The organism is Roseburia sp. 499, from assembly GCF_001940225.2.
Lineage (GTDB): Bacteria > Bacillota > Clostridia > Lachnospirales > Lachnospiraceae > Petralouisia.
Genome location: NZ_CP135164.1, coordinates 3,171,241 through 3,189,433, shown reverse-complemented (window position 1 = coordinate 3,189,433; position 18,193 = coordinate 3,171,241). Strand labels below are relative to the sequence as shown.

Here is an 18,193-nt window from a genome sequence, read left to right as displayed (position 1 = left end):
GTACCTCAATAACCATGAAAATAATTTGTATTTTTTTTATTCCCGCATATATCATTTTTTTATAAAATATATTACTAATCATTATTATTACAACTACTAGAAACACGCTCTGCGAATTTCTAGAGTTATCGCGGTGCTCGCCAAATCTGCATGCAAGCATGCCATTTTTATTCCTACTCGCGTAAATTATATAAATGGCGTATCTTATTAACAAAATACGCCATTTACGAAGTAGATTTTGATATACAAATTTGCTCTAATGAGTTTCTCCAACTAGTTCATCAGAGCATCCACAACAACAAAGTAATAAATCAACTTCTTCGCTTAATTCTACTTCTTCAACTTCAAGTTTCATATCAATTTCATTTGACATAACTTTTCCTCCTTCCTATTACATTTATGGTTAATATCCCTTACATCTAGTAAGGAATTACCCATCTCATTTTTTAACTATCTTTGCAAATAAGATCAATCATCATGGATACCTTCGTAGTTTGAAACCTCTCATTTTAAAATCCGTGTCAAGAATAAATTTTTTTCTATATTTAATTTAAAATTTTAAACATACTTAATGACTTTTAACTATTTTTACAATTACCTATTACTAATTTTGGATTATTATTGTAACCACAACTTTTATACTTTTAGATTACTATATTTATTATAAAAAAATTATACCAAAACCGGATTTTTTTATTTTCCAGTTTTGGTATAAACTTTTAATTTTAACTCTGCTATTATTTTTACATAATTCACTAAGGAGGACTTCTATTATGAAAAATATTAAAAAAATTACTTCTTTTCTGCTTTTACTATTTATCATCACAGCTATTAACTATACCGATTGCATCTCAACAATATCTTCTTCTGATTTAAAAAATCATTTTCAAACAATTGATGATAATATTGAAAAATTTTAAATATTTTTTTTATTATAGTTATTGTAACTGTTCAGAACGTCTTAAGCAAAGATGATATCTGCATTCCCATTTAATGATTCTTTTATCGCTGTGAATGCATTGATTCCATGCTTATGAGCGGTTCCGATATAACTCATAATTGTTAAATATTCCTGTGCACCTTCTTCACTTCGAAAACAGCCTGATACTTTAGTTTTGACTTTTATCATTCTTAAATCTCGTTCAGCCTGGTTGTTATCGAAAGGTACACAGAGGTTATTTATAAATAGGCAGACTGATGCCTTGTAATTCTGTAGTCTGCAAATCAAATTTAATACCTTGCTCTTTTTCTTGCGACCACGCTTTTTTATGGTTTCTTCAGGAAGAGGATTTTCTTCATATGCGGTTTTGATGATTTCATCATATTTCTTATCAAACTTATGTCGATGATAATAGCTGATTTCATCTTTTTCGCCTAAAAGAGCTTTGTCTCTTACCTTTTTCATATCAAGAAGAAGTTCTTTGAATTGTAGAGCCCATTTTTGCTCGGGATAGTTTTCGATTATCCCGTTAAGCTCACGCAATAGATGTGCGCAGCATACCGCATGTTTCACATCTGGATACTTCCAGTATGAAGCCCAACAATCATGGACAGCAATACCCTGAAAAGATGGAAGGATTCCAATTGCATCCATTCCAAGATGCCCTCGTTTCTGTTGGATGCTCAGATAGGTATAATCCATATCTGAAACGTTATGAACCCACCAGGTCTTGCCATCAACACGAGTTCCTGTTTCATCGCAATGAATAAGCCCAAGCTTCGTCATAATACAATAAATCTTTTCATAGGTTGGCTTTAAAACATCGGCACATCGAGTCACCATGTTTTTGATGGTTCCAGTTGATAGTGGGATGTTGAATACACTACTGAGTATTTCATGAGTGCGATTAATACTTACTGCTCCAACAGTATTAAAAGCGACTACCATTGCTTGTAAGTTTTTACCATACTGCACAGTTGCTTTGATGCCAGCAGGAAAAGAACCTGCCTTCTGGCAGTTATGAAGAGGACAGTTTCTTACTACAATAAGCTGATGTGCTGTGACATTTACATTTACTTCAGCATCAATTTCGTGACGAGTCTCCTTGATGCAAGCTTTATCAAGACAGCTATCATGATAAGGGCAATTATCACAATCAGAATGCATATGTGGTTCTATAATGTCAGGTTCAGCGATAACAGAAAGACATGTTCCATCGTGGCCATTCTGAGCTCCCTGCTTCTTACCAGACTTTTGACGCAGACTACGATTCTTATTTACCGGTGGTTTCTTAAGTCCATCGCTTGAAGGTGGTTTTGAACTATTCTTGGAGTTTTTGTTGAGCTGCTCCTTAAGTTCTTTGATGGTCTGATTAAGCTCTTTAATTGTTTCGTTCATTTCAGATACCTGCTTTGTCAAAGCAGTATTCTGATCCATTAACTGTTGAACGAATTCCATTGTGATATTAATAGGCAAACAGACCACCTTCTTTCCTTGATTTCTATAGTATAATTATAACGAAATTCAAGGAAATAAGCGAATCTTAAGAAAACCGCTTATGGTAAAAATGACGGTGGATAAGTATTAAATTTTTGAGCACAAATGGTATTAAATCTATTCAAAATCATCGAAAATCGATGGATTTGAAATAAAATATAAGCGAAAAAATATATCTATCCACATGAGATAAGAAAACTTCTAAGTAGAAATTCTCTTATCCACAATAAAGCGATTTTTATCAAAACAGAAAAAATTAAAATTCTCTGTTTTATACAAAATAAAATCACACGAACTTATCGAGGTTCTGAACAGTTACTAGTTATTTTTATAATAATTCTCCAATGCTTTCATACTGGATTTTACTTTCATTAACTTTAATAATTGATAAGCCTGTTGATAATAATATTGATAGGCTTCTTTATTTTTTGTTTTTCTTTCTTCTGTATATGCTTGCTGCATAATATAATTTCCTATTGAATTTCCTCTTTCACATCTTAGTTCAAACAATATCCCCTTTTCACAAAATTTCAATGCTTTTTCAAATTGATTATCTTCTTCATAATATCCTGACAAAGACTCATATATAATACTCACACTTGCAAAATGATATTTTAGATCTATCCTACTCTCTTCAAATCCTTTTAATACTTGCTCTAATATATATATTGATTTTTTCTTTTTGTTCAATTCACTATACATTCTTGCAATATAATTAATAATCATTGTTTCATATTTTGTTAACACAATCTTTGACAAATCCTCTATCTTACAGTTTTTTCTAGTTATTCTAAAAGCTTCCCAACATCTTCTAATTGTTTCTTTTTCTGTAATTTTACCTTTTCTTTTATCCAAAATAGTATCTCTATACATTATATACTGTTTATTTTCATTATATTTTATAGATAATTTTTCTTTTAATATTTTATATAATTGTTCTGCCTTTTCGTACCTCTTAAAAGATATTTCTCTTGATACATCTCTTTCCAATTCCAATAATTCAAAATCTTCCACTACTAATTTAGTACTACATATATCTCTGTTGATATTCAAATATTCTTTTAGCTTCTGAAATGTTCCTTTCTTTGGGCTATACTTTCCTGTTTCAATTCTGGATATTGTTTTTTGATCCATATTTAGTTCATCTGCAACTTTTTCTTGAGACTTTTTCAATAACTTACGTTCTTGACTTATCACCTCTGCCATCAGATATATCTCATTCTGATGATAGTTTTTCCAGATATTTACTTTTTTTTCCTCATATTTCTTTCCATATTTTTCATATACCCATTTCAAAGCATCCCTTTGTTTTTTCCATTCCTGATATTTTTCTTCGTTTATATCTTTATAACATAACAGTAATAATTCCAAAAATTGTGGTAAATTTAGCAATAAACCATTTTCTGTAAGAATATCTATCGTATGAATTCCTATACTTGCTGCTTCTATCTTTCTTCCTCTTTTCATAAATTCCTTCATAAACATCCACGCAGCTTTTCCATATATATTTGCAAGTACTTCCTCATCACTAAAATTATATCGAATATAATTCAATATTTTTTCCCGGTAATTCAGAATTTCTATCTTTCCCTGCTTATTTTTTTCATTCATCCACATTAGAAGTAATATCATTTCTTCTTCACCTAATAAAAATTCATCTAGGTTTTCTATCTTAAACTCTGGAACAGTAAAGTTAATTGCATTTTCTAAATAACCAATACTTTTTAAAGTATTATGATAACATTCTTCCTCTAATACAGATTTTATTTTATAAATGTACTGTTTATGTAATGGCTGATCTGCTACTTTTATTTTTTCATAATATATAATTCCTCTCTCGGCTTTTTCATACTCTCCCTCTTCTAAATATTTTTCTATTACTTCTCTAAGATAATAAATTTCATAAGACTGTTCATCCGGCAAAAACTCTAGTTTATTTACAGATTTTCCTAATCTCTCTAAAATTCTTTCAATTATAAAATAATTTGGAAACCTATCTCCTCTTTCAAATCTTGTTATACTAATATTTGAACAAACTCCAAGACATAATTTTTCCAGCTCAATATTTCTCTTTTTTCGCAAATAACTTACCAGTTTTCCAACTTCCTCTTTTGTCATATAGAACCAGCTCTTTCATAATATTTTACTTTTTAATATATCATACTTTTTCCTCTATTAACATGATATTTGTGGAAAATTTTTATCATATAATTTTTCACAAAAAAAACAAACCGCACTGTAGTTTATCCACAATGCGGTCCGTTTTTCCACTTTTTACTATTTACTTTATTCTTCTTCCTCAGAATCAGCTTCTGCTCTTTCTAACAATTCCTGCATCAGTTCATCATCTGTTTCTGTTACCTGTCCGGAAGCTCTTTTTGCTGCTTCGGCTGCTGCCGCTGCGCTTTCCTTTTCTTCCTCTTCAGATACTAACTCGGATTCATCTGTATTTTCCATTAAGGATTTGTCTTCTCTTACCTTTGCAACACTTGCAACAGTAACATCATCAGACAGATTCATCAGTTTTACTCCGGAGGTGACACGTCCAAGTACGGAAATACCTTCTACCTTCATACGGATAATGATTCCTTCTGTTGTAATCATCATAATTTCATTATCCATATTTACTGCTTTGACACCAATGATATTTCCGGTCTTTTCAGTAATCTTATAACACTTCACACCCTTACCACCACGGTTCTGTGGGCTGAATTCTTCCATCTTTGTCAGTTTTCCAAGACCTTTTTCAGAAGCAATCAGCAGGTATTCACCCTGGGTATTCAACTGCATTCCTACTACTTCATCCTCATCAGACAGATTCATACCTATTACACCCATAGAGGTTCTTCCGGTACTTCTTACATCTGTCTCATGGAATCGGATACATTGACCATACTTAGTAACTAATACAATATCTTTTGTATTATCGGTAAACTTAACTTCAATCAATTCATCGTCTTCACGAAGGTTGATTGCTGCAAGACCTTTCTTTCTTACATTTGCATAATCCGTTACCGGAGTCTTCTTTACAATACCGTTCTTTGTTGCCATGAACAGATAATGATCATCCTTATATTCCTTTAACGGAATTACTGCTGTAATCTTTTCGCCCGGTTGAAGTTGCAACAAATTAATAATTGCAGTACCTCTTGCTGTTCTACTTGCTTCCGGTATTTCATATGCTTTCATACGATATACTTTTCCGGTATTAGTAAAGAACATGAGATAATGATGTGTGGTAGTCATCAGCAGTTCTTCGATGTAATCATCATCAATGGTTTCCATACCCTTGATTCCCTTACCACCACGGTTCTGACTGCGGAAATTATCGACACTCATACGTTTGATATATCCTAATTTTGTCATAGCAATTACTGTATTGCTTCTTGGAATCAGATCTTCCATAGAAATATCGTACTCGTCAAATCCAATAGAAGTTCTTCTATCATCTCCGTATTTCTCAGCAATTACCATGATTTCTTCTTTGATAACTCCGAGAAGTTTCTTTCTATCTGCAAGAATAGCTCTTAATTCTTCGATTCTTGCCATTAATTCCTTATATTCAGCTTCCAGTTTTCCTCTTTCCAAACCGGTCAGAGTTCTAAGACGCATATCTACAATTGCCTGTGCCTGCGCATCAGATAATGCAAAGCGCTCCATTAAACGTGTTTTTGCCAGCTGAACATTTTCACTACCACGAATAATGCTAATTACTTCATCAATATTATCTAAAGCAATCAATAATCCCTGTAAAATATGAGCACGCTCTTCTGCCTTATTTAACTCATACTTTGTTCTTCTGGTTACTACTTCTTCCTGATGTTTCAAGTAATATCCCAACATCTCATTTAGGTTCATGACCTTTGGTTCATTGTTTACCAATGCCAACATGATAACACCAAAAGTATCCTGTAACTGAGTATGTTTATAAAGCTGGTTTAAGATAACATTTGGATTCACATCACGGCGCAATTCAATACAGATACGCATACCTTCACGGCTAGATTCATCACGCAAATCTGTGATACCATCAATCTTTTTATCTCTTACCATTTCAGCAATTTTTTCAATTAATCTTGCTTTATTGACCATGTATGGAAGTTCTGTAACGACAATACGGTTCTTTCCATTCTGCATTGGTTCAATATCGGTAATAGCACGAACCTTTACTTTTCCTCTTCCGGTACGATATGCCTGATCAATTCCTGCCGTTCCGAGAATCATTCCTCCTGTTGGAAAATCCGGTCCTTTTATGATTTTTAAAATTTCTTCAATTTCTGTTTCTCTATCTTCCTCGACCTGATTATCAATGATTTTTACAACAGCACCAATTACCTCTCTTAAGTTATGAGGTGGAATATTAGTTGCCATACCAACAGCAATACCGGTGGTTCCATTTACCAAAAGATTTGGATAACGGGAAGGTAATACCAAAGGCTCTTTTTCCGTTTCATCAAAGTTCGGTCCAAAATCAACGGTATCTTTATTGATATCCGCTAACATTTCCATAGAAATCTTACTTAAACGTGCTTCGGTATAACGCATTGCCGCAGCACCGTCACCATCGACGGAACCAAAGTTTCCATGACCATCTACCAGCATATAGCGGGTAGACCACTCCTGTGCCATATTTACCAAAGCACCATAAATAGAACTGTCACCATGAGGGTGATATTTACCCATGGTATCACCAACGATACGGGCACATTTACGGTGAGGCTTGTCCGGTCCGTTGTTCAATTCAATCATAGCATAAAGAATTCTACGCTGTACCGGCTTTAAACCATCTCTTACATCCGGCAATGCACGGGATGCAATAACACTCATGGCATAATCTATATAAGATTTTTCCATTGTTTTTTTCAAATCAACGTCATCAATCTTATCGAATATTTTGTCATCCATTTAATATTTCCTCCTTGAATCCCCTAAATATCGAGGTTCTGCACATATTTTGCATTTGCTTCGATAAATTCACGTCTCGGTTCTACCTTGTCTCCCATCAGAGTAGTAAAAGTTAAATCAACTTCTGAAGAGCTTTCCTCATCAATGGTAACTCTCTCTAATACTCTGGTCTCCGGATCCATGGTAGTCTCCCAAAGCTGCTCCGGATCCATCTCTCCAAGACCTTTGTAACGCTGAATCTTGTTATTTCCATCACGACCGATTTCTGTTAAAATCTGATTCAACTCAACTTCATCATAGGCGTACCAAACTTTTTTATTTTTTTCAATCTTAAAAAGTGGTGGCTTTGCCAGATATACATGCCCCTGTCTGATTAATTCCGGCATAAAGCGATACAGGAAAGTAAGCATCAGCGTACTAATATGAGCACCGTCTACATCGGCATCGGTCATAATAATAATCTTATGATATCTTAATTTTGAAATATCAAAATCATCATGGATACCTGTACCAAAAGCTGTAATCATTGCTTTAATTTCGGCATTTCCATAGATTTTATCCAATCTTGCTTTTTCTACATTCAAAATCTTACCACGCAGTGGAAGAATTGCCTGAGTTGCACGGCTTCTTGCTGTTTTTGCAGAACCACCCGCGGAATCTCCCTCTACGATAAAAATTTCACAATTCTTTGGATCTTTATCGGAGCAGTCTGCCAGTTTCCCCGGAAGAGACATTCCCTCTAAGGCAGTTTTTCTTCTGGTCAAATCTCTTGCTTTTCGTGCTGCTTCTCTTGCACGCTGTGCTAACAAAGATTTTTCACAGATAGACTTTGCAACAGTAGGATTCTGTTCTAAAAAATAGGTTAATTGTTCACTTACAATTCCATCCACAGCTCCACGCGCTTCACTATTTCCAAGTTTCTGTTTGGTCTGTCCTTCGAACTGCGGTTCTGAAATCTTTACACTAATAATAGCAGTCAGACCTTCTCGTATATCGTCACCGGAAAGTGCTGCCTCATTTTCCTTTAAAATCTTATTTGATTTTGCATATTCATTAAAAGTTTTTGTCAATGCATTACGGAATCCTGCCAGATGAGTACCACCTTCCGGAGTAGTAATGTTATTTACAAAACTGTAAGTAGCATCATTATAGGAATCATTGTGCTGCATTGCTACTTCTACATAAACACCGTTCTTTTCTCCTTCGCAATAGATTACATCAGGATAAAGTGCTTCTTTACTGCGGTTTAAGTAAGTAACAAATTCCTTGATACCACCTTCATAATGGAATTCCTTTTCCTGCTCCTGTCCGCTTCTTTCATCAATCAAACGAATCTTAAGCCCTTTGGTAAGGAATGCCATCTCTCTTAAACGTTGTTTTAAGGTATCGTAATCGTATACGGTTTCTTCAAAAATACTTCCATCCGGAGAAAAAGTTACCCGAGTTCCGGTTTTTTCCGGTTCACATTCTCCTACTACCTTTAACGGATACATGGTATGTCCCTTTTCATAACGCTGCTGATATATTTTTCCATCATGGAAAATCTGAACTTCCAGCCAGTTAGACAATGCATTTACAACGGATGCACCTACACCGTGAAGCCCACCTGATACCTTATATCCTCCGCCTCCAAATTTTCCTCCGGCGTGTAATACAGTAAATACGACTTCTACTGCCGGAAGTCCTGCTTTATGGTTAATTCCTACCGGAATACCTCGTCCATTATCAGTAACAGTAATGGAATTATCTTCATGAATTCGAACTTCTATGGTATCACAATAACCTGCCAGTGATTCATCCACTGCATTATCTACGATTTCATACACCAAATGATGTAATCCTCGCACAGATGTACTTCCAATATACATACCAGGTCTTTTGCGCACTGCTTCCAGTCCTTCCAGAATCTGTATCTGGTCCGCTCCGTACTCTACATTCGTGTTTGTATCTGTACTCATATTTCCTCCAATTCTTAGAGACTATTTTGCGCCTCTACCGTTCCATTCACTACTTTAAAAATTTTATTTATTTCAAATCTGTTTCTTACAAATTCATCCAATCCTGTACAGGTAATCACTGTCTGAATATCATGAATACTGTTTAATAAAAAGTTTTGACGATTACTGTCCAGTTCTGATAATACATCATCCAGAATCAGAATTGGCGTTTCCTTGATAGATTTTTTTACCAGTTCTATCTCTGAAAGTTTTAAGGACAGTGCACAGCTCCGCTGCTGTCCCTGGGAACCAAATTTCCTTACGTCGATATCCTTTATCATAAAACAAAGATCATCTCGATGCGGTCCCACTGAAGTTTGCCCAAACTTCAAATCCTTTTCCTTACATCTTTCCAATTCCACTTCCATGTTTTCTTCTAATACATCCGGCTCATATTTTAATACCAATTCCTCTTTGTTTCCGGAAATATTCTTATGTATCTCATAGACAATTCCGTTTAATTCTTCTACAAATTTTTTTCTGGTATTGATAATCTTCTTGCCGTATTCAATAAGCTGCATATCCCACACAGCCAATGTATCCATCAGTTCCGGTCTGAAATGAATATCCTTTAACAACCGGTTTCTCTGATTTAAAACTTTATTGTATTTTGTAAGATTATATAGATAAATTTTATCTAACTGACAAAGCTCTACATCCAAGAATCTTCTTCGCTCTGAAGGACCATTTTTAATAATATTCAAATCCTCCGGTGAAAAAAATACAATATTCAGAATTCCAAACAATTCAGACGCTTTTTTTATGGGCATTCTATTAATTGCAATGCCTTTTGACTTATTTTTCTTTAAATGCATGTCAATCTGATAATCCAGACCGCTCTTTTCTACAACAGTACGAATATGTGCTTCGTCCTGTCCAAACTGAATTAATTCTCGATCTTTACTACCCTTATGCGACTTGGTTGTTCCACTCACATAAATGGATTCCAAAACATTTGTCTTTCCCTGAGCATTATCACCATATAAAATATTGGTGCCTCTATCAAATTCTATATACAAATCGTCATAATTGCGAAAATGGCTTAACGCAACGGATTTTAAAATCATTTTATAATTTTAATTGTTTCTCCGTCAAAAGAAACAATATCTCCGTCTACTAATTTTTTACCTCTCTGATACTCTACTTCACCATTGACAGTTACCTGTCCATCCTGAATTACCAGCTTCGCCATTACTCCGGAATCCACCAAATTTGCTGCTTTCAATGCCTGACCTAATTTGATATAATCCTCTCTTAATTTTATTTCTTCCATATTTTCCTCGATTTCTGAATCATTACATCATGCTAAATTAGTTGGTAGCTGCATTAAAGTTTACAGGAAGAATCAGGTAAATAAACTTTTCATCATCATCCTTAATGAAACATGGTGCTTTTGGATTAACCATATAAAGGGTAACTTCTTCTTCATCAATAACACGAAGAGCATCAATAAAGAATTTCGGATTGAATCCAATCAAAATATCTTTTCCTTCTTTCTGGATGTCGATATCTTCATTCATAGAACCAATAAAGGAATTAATTTTTAATTCCATGTTTCCATCGGTTACATTCATAATAATTGGCTTCTTATCGCCTTCTTTTACCAAAAGTGTCGCACGATCAATACAGCTTAACAGTTCACGTTTATTAATTTTAATCTTTGTTTCATAGTCAGAAGAAAGCATCTGTTCAATTTTAAAGTATTCTCCTTCAATCAAACGTGAAACAACAGTCGTATTATCAAATTCAAAAACAATATGATTATCAGTGAAGAACATATTTACATCTTCGTTTACATCTCCCGGTAAAATCTTACTTACTTCCTGTAATGTTTTTCCAGGAACAACAACTTTATGATTCTCATAATTTTCTTTCAGTTCAATATTTCGTATAGAAATACGATGTCCATCCAAAGATACAACTTTTAACTGATTTTCTTTGATTTCAAATAATTCACCTGTCATTAATTTGTTATTATCACTGTCAGCAATGGAAAAAATTGTCTGTCTAATCACTTCTTTCAGTGTAAACTGAGAAAGAACGATAGACTGATTTCTTTCAATGAATGGAAGATAAGAAAAATCTTCTCCTGATTTTCCAATAATATTGAATTTCGCTTTTTCACAAGTAATAGTAGTTTTAAAAGATGCATCTGTTTCTATAGTGACTTCGCTATCAGGAAGCTTTCTTACAATTTCAGAAAAAATCTTTGCATCTAATGCGATTACTCCACGTTCAGTAATTTCTCCTTCAATCTTTGTTTCGATTCCTAATTCCATATCATTAGCGGTCAATTTAATTTCATTTGTAGAAGCGTCAATTAAAATACATTCTAAAATAGCCATGGTGGTTCTAGAAGGTACTGCTTTGGAGACAATATTTACTCCGTGTAATAAATTAGATTTGGAACATATGATTTTCATGTTTGTGTATAACTCCTTCCTGGGCTTTAAGATATATTTATAATTAAAGATTCGTATTCTTCATCTTAGGGTATGTGAATAAGTGTATAAGTGGTTCAATCCCTTTATTTTAGGGACTTGAACTTAAGGTATAACTTTGTGAATTACACCTTGAAATCGCTTGGATAAGCTGTGAATAAGATTTAGCACTTTATTTTCAAAAAAATCTCAAAAATCGAAAATAGGGCATAAATATGAGCTTATCAAGGCATTTCAACATAGGGTGTGAATAAGTTGTCCACAATTGTTGAAGGAAGAATTAATTCGGGTTAATCTTCTTCTTAATCGTTTCAATTAGATTATGAGAGTTCTCATTTGTTTCATATTCCTGTGTTATCTTCTTAATACCATGAATAATAGTAGAATGATCTCGGCCTCCTAATAATGCGCCAATCGTTTCAAGCGGAGTATCTGTCATATTTTTACACAGATACATGGCAATCTGACGTGGTCGGGCAATTTCATTACTACGATTTTTAGATATCATTTGGTCCGTAGAAATATTGAAGTGTTCGGAAACAATTTCAATAACAAGCTGTGGAGTAATCTCTCTTGGCTTGTCCGGAGAAATGATATTTTGTAATTCACGAACTGCAATTTCCATTGTGATATCGGTGTGTTCCAAATTGGAAAAAGCAAGAAGTTTATTTAAAGCACCTTCCAACTCACGAATGTTGGATTTAATATTGGTTGCAATATAATCCAGAATCTGATCATCTAACTGGAAACCATCGACTTCTTCTTTTCTTCGAAGAATTGCCATACGTGTTTCATAGTCAGGATAACCGACATCTGCAAGAAGTCCCCATTCGAAACGGGAACGGATACGTTCTTCCAAAGTTTCCATTTCTTTAGGAGGTTTATCGGAAGAAAGAATAATCTGCTTTCCGGCAGAATGAAGTACATTAAAGGTATGGAAGAATTCTTCCTGTGTACTTTCCTTTCCTATAATAAACTGAACGTCGTCAATCATTAATACATCTACAGTACGATACTTGTCACGAAGTTTTGTCATAGCAGATGCATTACCATTACGGATAGAATCAATTACTTCATTTGTAAATTCTTCTGAAGTAACATAAAGAATCTTTTTATCCGGTTGCTGTTTTAAAATGAAATGTCCGATGGACTGCATTAAGTGAGTTTTACCCAGTCCCGGTCCCCCATATATATAGAGAGGATTGTATACCTGACCCGGACATTCGGCTACGGCAAGAGATGCCGCGTGGGCAAATTTGTTATTTTCACCAACCACAAAAGTGTCAAACGTATAGTTAGGGTTCAGGTTGGTTCTATCTGAATCTGGAATGAATTCAGGACTCTTACTCCGAAAAGACTTTATAGATTTTGTCTGTTCAGGAAGAATAAATTCAATCTCATATTCAATTCCGGTAATCTCTGCAACTGCAACCTTAATTGGTAGGGTATATCTTTTGGAAATATAGTTTACACCAATTTGTTCAGAAGGTACCAGTATGTAGAGTTTCATATCTTCAATACTGTAAATACTTAATGGTTTTAAGAAAGTATCGAAAGCAATGTCGGAAATTTCATATTCTTCCTTGACAGTGCGTAAAATCTGTTCCCATTTTTCTAAAATAAGTTCCATATAGTTCTCCAAGCTTCTTTCTATTTATATATTCATAGTCTTCCACAGTCTATAATACCGCAAATGGCTTAAATAATCAATTAAAAAATTTGAAAGGTATAGGGGATAGTTAAATTAATGAAAATACGCTTATTTTATCCAAAAATGTATTATAAACATATCTACAGAGGAAAAAGCGCTGATTTTTTCGGTGATTAATGAACAGAAGAGTTTTATATAAACATGATATCAAAAAGTTTTCCACAAGTTATCCACAAATTATGGATAACTTTATGTAAACGCTAAAAATGTGTATAATTTGTGGATGGAATTAGTTTCTTCCTTATTAATAATAGAGCATGTTAATTTTGTGGAAAAGTATTTTGAGAGAGAAATCTATGAAAAACTAGATGTTGATAAAAAAGATTTCTTATTAATATATATAGTGGTGGATTTTTTTCGAAAATAAAAAAGTTGCGAAATGGCTTGACTTAAGGGGATTTTTTGTTATAATCAAAAGTGATGTTTTTTAACGTAGAGGAGGTGGATATCCATGAAAATGACATTTCAACCAAAAAAGAGATCAAGATCCAAGGTTCACGGATTTAGAGCTAGAATGAGTACAGCAGGCGGAAGAAAAGTATTGGCTGCAAGAAGATTAAAAGGAAGAAAAAAATTATCAGCTTAGGCCACAACATTGTGGTCTTTCTTCTTACTAGTATAAATTTTATATTTAGTAAGAATGAGGAATATTTGTATGAAATTCTCAGAATCATTGAAGAAAAACAGTTACTTCCAGAAAGTCTATCGAAATGGTAAGTCTTATGCGAACCGTTTTTTTGTTATGTATGTTATGGAAAATAATTTGGATAGAAATAGACTAGGAATATCAGTTAGTAAAAAAGTAGGAAATAGTGTTATAAGACATCATATTACAAGATTGGTAAGAGAAGCATACAGACTACAGGAAGAGATGTTCAATAGTGGTTTGGACATTGTAGTCATCGCAAGGGTTTCAGCAAAGAATGTGACTTATCATGAAACAGAGAGTGCTTTGCTACACCTTGGAAATCTTCATCACATCTTAAGAAAACAATAGTAAATTTATTTAGAAAAGAAGATGGAATATTTTGAAAAGAATATTAATTGCGATAATAAAGTTTTATAGAAAATATTTATCACCTTTAAAAACTACCAAATGCCCTTATTATCCAACCTGTTCGACTTATGGGTTACAGGCAATTGAAAAATATGGGGCTGTAAAAGGTTCTATGTTAGCTGGGTGGAGAATATTAAGATGTAATCCCTTTTCAAAAGGCGGATATGATCCAGTTCCATAATATAGGAGGTTTTTTACAGTGACACAGATTATTTTGACCCAGTATTCCGGTAAAATTATCGGACCTATTGCACGATTAATCGGTTATATCATGAATTATCTGTATATGTTTTTGGATAATGTATTTGGAATCCAAAACATAGGTATCTGTATTATATTATTTACATTTATTATTTATATGTTAATGATTCCATTGACTTATAAGCAGCAGAAATTTTCAAAATTATCTCAGAAGATGCAACCGGAGATAAAAGAGATTCAGAAAAAATATCAAGGCAAAAAAGATCAGGCTTCTATGATGAAGATGAATGAGGAAACACAGGCCGTTTATGAAAAATATGGCGTATCTCCAACGGGGAGCTGTGTTCAGATGTTAATCCAGATGCCAATACTTTTTGCAATGTACCGTGTAGTATATAATGTACCTGCTTATGTAAGTAGTGTAAAGGAAGTATATACTCCATTGGTAGATAAGATAACGAATGTATCAGGTTTTCAGGATATTATAGAAAAGTTCGTTGAAACTGCTAAAGTTAGACCAATGTATGGCTTGAATTTTGAAACAGCAACATCTACATCTAATTCTATTATTGATGTATTGTATGCGCTTCCAAGTCATGGTTGGGAATTATTAAAGGATAGTTTTACCGGATTATCAGATATTATTAGCAGTACAGCAGATCAGGTAGCTCATTTAAATAATTTTTTAGGAATTAATATTGCAAACACACCATTTTCCATGGTGAAAAATGGCTGGAGTGAAAAAGATTTTATTTTAATCATTGCAGCATTAGCTGTACCGTTGGTTTCCTATTTGACACAGGTAATTAACATTAAATTAATGCCTACTTCTTCCGGAGCAGGTGATAATGATGCAATGGCAAGACAGATGAAGACTATGAACACAATGATGCCTTTATTCTCATTATTTATGTGTTTCAGTGTTCCTGTAGGTCTTGGTCTTTACTGGATTGCAGGTTCTATGATTCGTTGTATCCAGCAGTTGATTATTAATAAACGTATGGAAAATCTTGACCTGGACGTTATTATTGAACAGAATAAAGAAAAGGCTAAGAAAAAGAAAGAAAAAAGAGGAATTTATCAGAACCAGATTGCAAATGCAGCAAAAATGAATACTAGAAATATCCAGGAACCAATGAGTGCAAAAGAAAAGGATGCAAAGATTCAGCAGACTGCAGAATATGCAAAAACAGCGAAAAAAGGAAGCCTTTTAGAAAAGGCAAATATGGTAAAAGAATTCAATGAACGTAACAACAAGTAGGGGGAATGGTCATGGAATTTATAGAAGTAACAGCAAAGACAGTAGACGATGCTATTACTGAAAGTTTGGTAAAGCTTGGAACTACTAGTGATAAAATTGAATATGAAGTAATTGAAAAAGGAAGCAATGGTTTCCTTGGAATTGGAAGTAAAATGGCAAAAATCAGAGTTCGTAAGAAATCTGATGTAGAAGATTTTATTCGTGATTTTTTGAAAGATGTATTCCGTGCAATGGATATGGAAGTAGAGATTACGATTGAAAAGAGCGAAGATGGTAAAAATATTGATGTAGAATTAAAAGGAAATGAAATGGGAGTTTTGATTGGAAAACGTGGACAAACCTTAGATTCTCTTCAGTATTTAACAAATCTTGCAGTTGGAAAACAGGTAAATGAATATGTTAAAGTAAAATTAGATACGGAAGATTATAGAAAGAGAAGAAAAGAAACTCTGGAAAATCTTGCGAGAAATATTGCTTATAAGGTAAAAAGAACAAAACGTCCTGTTTCCTTAGAACCAATGAATCCATTTGAAAGAAGAATAATTCACTCTGCATTGCAGAATGATCGTTATGTAAGTACACACAGCGAGGGAGAAGAACCTTATAGACATGTGGTAGTTACGTTGAAAAGATAATTTGTTTATTTACGAAAGGCTTTCTCAAACTATGACAGTATGTTATAATGAGAAAGCCTTTTGAAATTTTTGAGAAAGTAGCAATTTAGAAAGGAGTTTTTATGAAAACAGATACGATTGCAGCAATTGCAACAGCCATGACAAACTCTGGAATTGGTATTGTAAGAATTAGTGGAGAGGAAGCCTTTTCAGTAATAGATAAGATATATCGTTCTAAAAAAGGAGAAAAAAAGTTATCTCAGGAAAAAAGTCATACCGTTCATTATGGCTATATTTGTGATGGTGAAAAAGTAATTGATGAAGTTATGGTATTGATTATGAAAGCTCCCAATAGTTATACAACAGAAGATACCGTTGAGATAGATTGCCATGGTGGAACTCTTGTAATGAAACGAATTCTGGAAACGGTCATTAAATATGGGGCAAGACCGGCAGAACCTGGTGAATTTACAAAGAGAGCATTTTTAAATGGAAGGATAGATTTATCTCAGGCAGAGTCAGTAATTGATGTCATTAATGCAAAGAATGATTTTGCATTAGAATCTTCTATTAATCAACTTCAAGGTAGAATAAAAGATAAAATAAAAGAGATTCGAGGAAAGGTTATTCATGAAATTGCTTTTATTGAATCAGCCCTGGATGACCCGGAGCATTTTTCTATAGACGGGTATGGGGAAAAATTGATGGGTATTATGAATGAAGTTTCTGATGAAGTAAAGAGTTTGTTAGCATCTTCTGAAAATGGTGAATTATTAAAAGAAGGAATCAATACGGCAATTATAGGAAAACCAAACGCAGGAAAATCTTCTTTGATGAATGTGTTACTTGGAAGAGAGAGGGCAATTGTAACGGATATTGCCGGAACTACCAGGGATGCATTGGAAGAACAGATTAACTTAAATGGTATTACATTGAATATTGTAGATACAGCAGGAATTCGGGATACCGAAGATATTGTAGAAAAAATTGGTGTTGATAAAGCAAAAGAATATTTATTAAATGCTAATTTAATAATATATGTGGTGGATTCATCAACAGGATTGGATGAGAATGATGAAGAAATCATTTCTATGCTTTCTGATAAAAAAGCAATCATTCTTTTGAATAAATCAGATTTGTCACAGGTTACTTCTCAAGATGTATTGCAGAAAGTATTAAAAGAAAAGAATATAGAAAAGCCGGTAATTTCTATTTCTGCAAAAGAGCAAACCGGAATAGATAAGTTAGAGAATATCATAAAGGAAATGTTTTTTCAGGGAGAACTTTCTTTTAATGATGAAATATATATTACGAATGTGCGTCAGAGAACTGCATTACAGTCTGCACTTAGTAGTTTTCAACTGGTGAAAAAAAGTATTGAAGATGGAATGCCAGAAGATTTTTATTCCATTGATTTGATGAGTGCTTACGAAGATTTGGGAAGTATTATTGGAGAAGCAGTAGGTGAAGACTTGGTCAATGAAATCTTCAGCAAGTTCTGTATGGGTAAATAATTTTACCTATCAATGAATTTCAAAGCGGTAATTTAATGTAAATAAAGAAACTTGA

At 33.6% G+C, this 18,193-nt stretch carries 15 protein-coding genes; 7 read left to right on the top strand and 8 right to left on the bottom strand.

Annotated elements, in window-relative coordinates:
• The first annotated feature begins 773 nt into the window (after positions 1-773).
• A complete protein-coding gene (locus BIV20_RS15710; protein ID WP_158024895.1) occupies positions 774-920 on the top strand; it encodes a hypothetical protein in 147 nt (48 codons plus the stop codon).
• A 41-nt stretch (positions 921-961) separates the two neighbouring features.
• Here BIV20_RS15710 and tnpC read toward each other — a convergent pair whose 3' ends face one another.
• From tnpC to dnaA, 8 genes are all read right to left on the bottom strand, one after another.
• A complete protein-coding gene (tnpC, locus tag BIV20_RS15705) occupies positions 962-2,416 on the bottom strand; it encodes an IS66 family transposase (RefSeq protein ID WP_143524481.1) in 1,455 nt (484 codons plus the stop codon).
• Between the two features lie 339 nt (positions 2,417-2,755).
• Positions 2,756-4,555 (bottom strand): helix-turn-helix domain-containing protein, encoded by a 1,800-nt coding sequence (locus tag BIV20_RS15700; protein WP_075717649.1) that lies wholly within the window; start codon positions 4,553-4,555, stop codon positions 2,756-2,758.
• A 168-nt stretch (positions 4,556-4,723) separates the two neighbouring features.
• On the bottom strand, positions 4,724-7,342 hold the full coding sequence (gene gyrA / locus BIV20_RS15695) for a DNA gyrase subunit A (protein WP_075717647.1): 2,619 nt from the start codon (positions 7,340-7,342) through the stop codon (positions 4,724-4,726).
• A gap of 23 nt (positions 7,343-7,365) precedes the next feature.
• Positions 7,366-9,300 (bottom strand): DNA topoisomerase (ATP-hydrolyzing) subunit B, encoded by a 1,935-nt coding sequence (gene gyrB / locus BIV20_RS15690; RefSeq protein ID WP_075717645.1) that lies wholly within the window; start codon positions 9,298-9,300, stop codon positions 7,366-7,368.
• A 14-nt stretch (positions 9,301-9,314) separates the two neighbouring features.
• On the bottom strand, positions 9,315-10,406 hold the full coding sequence (gene recF, locus BIV20_RS15685) for a DNA replication/repair protein RecF (protein WP_075717643.1): 1,092 nt from the start codon (positions 10,404-10,406) through the stop codon (positions 9,315-9,317).
• A complete protein-coding gene (locus tag BIV20_RS15680) occupies positions 10,403-10,612 on the bottom strand; it encodes an RNA-binding S4 domain-containing protein (RefSeq protein WP_075717641.1) in 210 nt (69 codons plus the stop codon). Before BIV20_RS15680 ends, recF begins: the two co-directional genes overlap by 4 nt.
• 37 nt (positions 10,613-10,649) lie before the next feature.
• On the bottom strand, positions 10,650-11,762 hold the full coding sequence (dnaN, locus tag BIV20_RS15675; protein WP_075717639.1) for a DNA polymerase III subunit beta: 1,113 nt from the start codon (positions 11,760-11,762) through the stop codon (positions 10,650-10,652).
• Between the two features lie 298 nt (positions 11,763-12,060).
• The gene (gene dnaA, locus BIV20_RS15670) at positions 12,061-13,410 is read right to left on the bottom strand and encodes a chromosomal replication initiator protein DnaA (protein ID WP_075717637.1); all 1,350 of its coding nucleotides are present in this window, start codon (positions 13,408-13,410) and stop codon (positions 12,061-12,063) included.
• 532 nt (positions 13,411-13,942) lie between these two features.
• On the opposite strand from dnaA, the gene rpmH reads away from it, so the two are divergent.
• The 6 genes from rpmH (at position 13,943) to mnmE (ending at position 18,138) form a co-directional block, all read left to right on the top strand.
• Positions 13,943-14,077 carry a 50S ribosomal protein L34 gene (gene rpmH, locus BIV20_RS15665; RefSeq protein ID WP_075717635.1) on the top strand — a complete coding sequence of 45 codons (135 nt, stop codon included), beginning with the start codon at positions 13,943-13,945 and terminating at the stop codon, positions 14,075-14,077.
• A gap of 69 nt (positions 14,078-14,146) precedes the next feature.
• A complete protein-coding gene (rnpA, locus tag BIV20_RS15660) occupies positions 14,147-14,488 on the top strand; it encodes a ribonuclease P protein component (protein WP_075717633.1) in 342 nt (113 codons plus the stop codon).
• A 31-nt stretch (positions 14,489-14,519) separates the two neighbouring features.
• On the top strand, positions 14,520-14,729 hold the full coding sequence (gene yidD / locus BIV20_RS15655) for a membrane protein insertion efficiency factor YidD (protein ID WP_075717631.1): 210 nt from the start codon (positions 14,520-14,522) through the stop codon (positions 14,727-14,729).
• A gap of 18 nt (positions 14,730-14,747) precedes the next feature.
• On the top strand, positions 14,748-16,010 hold the full coding sequence (locus tag BIV20_RS15650) for a YidC/Oxa1 family membrane protein insertase (protein ID WP_075717629.1): 1,263 nt from the start codon (positions 14,748-14,750) through the stop codon (positions 16,008-16,010).
• A gap of 11 nt (positions 16,011-16,021) precedes the next feature.
• Positions 16,022-16,645, top strand: coding sequence for an RNA-binding cell elongation regulator Jag/EloR (gene jag / locus BIV20_RS15645; RefSeq protein ID WP_075717627.1), 624 nt, complete (start codon positions 16,022-16,024; stop codon positions 16,643-16,645).
• 101 nt (positions 16,646-16,746) lie between these two features.
• Positions 16,747-18,138, top strand: a complete 1,392-nt coding sequence (gene mnmE / locus BIV20_RS15640) for a tRNA uridine-5-carboxymethylaminomethyl(34) synthesis GTPase MnmE (protein WP_075717625.1) — start codon at positions 16,747-16,749, stop codon at positions 18,136-18,138.
• The last annotated feature ends 55 nt before the right edge of the window (positions 18,139-18,193 follow it).

What these genes read in the sequence shown, in the direction of transcription:
- BIV20_RS15710 (WP_158024895.1), top strand. Translation starts at nt 774, where the DNA reads ATGAAAAATATTAAAAAAATTACTTCTTTTCTGCTTTTACTATTTATC.
- BIV20_RS15700 (WP_075717649.1), bottom strand. Translation starts at nt 4,555, where the DNA reads ATGACAAAAGAGGAAGTTGGAAAACTGGTAAGTTATTTGCGAAAAAAG.
- gyrA (WP_075717647.1), bottom strand. Translation starts at nt 7,342, where the DNA reads ATGGATGACAAAATATTCGATAAGATTGATGACGTTGATTTGAAAAAA.
- gyrB (WP_075717645.1), bottom strand. Translation starts at nt 9,300, where the DNA reads ATGAGTACAGATACAAACACGAATGTAGAGTACGGAGCGGACCAGATA.
- recF (WP_075717643.1), bottom strand. Translation starts at nt 10,406, where the DNA reads ATGATTTTAAAATCCGTTGCGTTAAGCCATTTTCGCAATTATGACGAT.
- BIV20_RS15680 (WP_075717641.1), bottom strand. Translation starts at nt 10,612, where the DNA reads ATGGAAGAAATAAAATTAAGAGAGGATTATATCAAATTAGGTCAGGCA.
- dnaN (WP_075717639.1), bottom strand. Translation starts at nt 11,762, where the DNA reads ATGAAAATCATATGTTCCAAATCTAATTTATTACACGGAGTAAATATT.
- dnaA (WP_075717637.1), bottom strand. Translation starts at nt 13,410, where the DNA reads ATGGAACTTATTTTAGAAAAATGGGAACAGATTTTACGCACTGTCAAG.
- rpmH (WP_075717635.1), top strand. Translation starts at nt 13,943, where the DNA reads ATGAAAATGACATTTCAACCAAAAAAGAGATCAAGATCCAAGGTTCAC.
- rnpA (WP_075717633.1), top strand. Translation starts at nt 14,147, where the DNA reads ATGAAATTCTCAGAATCATTGAAGAAAAACAGTTACTTCCAGAAAGTC.
- jag (WP_075717627.1), top strand. Translation starts at nt 16,022, where the DNA reads ATGGAATTTATAGAAGTAACAGCAAAGACAGTAGACGATGCTATTACT.
- mnmE (WP_075717625.1), top strand. Translation starts at nt 16,747, where the DNA reads ATGAAAACAGATACGATTGCAGCAATTGCAACAGCCATGACAAACTCT.